This is a genomic window from Mycobacterium sp. 663a-19 (assembly GCF_035616495.1).
Lineage (GTDB): Bacteria > Actinomycetota > Actinomycetes > Mycobacteriales > Mycobacteriaceae > Mycobacterium.
Genome location: NZ_JAPJAV010000036.1, coordinates 1 through 247 on the forward strand (window position 1 = coordinate 1; position 247 = coordinate 247).

1 protein-coding gene is annotated in these 247 nt (G+C 68.8%); it reads left to right on the forward strand.

The annotated features are described in order from the left end of the window. Positions 1 to 247: hypothetical protein (locus tag OQ968_RS24735; protein ID WP_324682284.1), on the forward strand; the 247-nt coding region annotated here is incomplete at both ends.

The window sequence follows — 247 nt, forward strand, 5'->3', positions numbered from 1 at the left end:
GGCGGCGGGACGCTGACGGATACCGGCAGCGTGACGGTGTCGGGCACGTTGACCGATGGCGGCACTATGACGGTGGGTACCGCCAGCGCGAATAGCGGGACGTTGACGGTGGGGAGCACGGGTCCGGGCAGTGGCACGCTGGCGGTCAATGGTGGGCTGACCGTCAACGCCGGCGGGACGCTGACGGATACCGGCAGCGTGACGGTGTCGGGCACGTTGACCGATGGCGGCACTATGACGGTGGGTA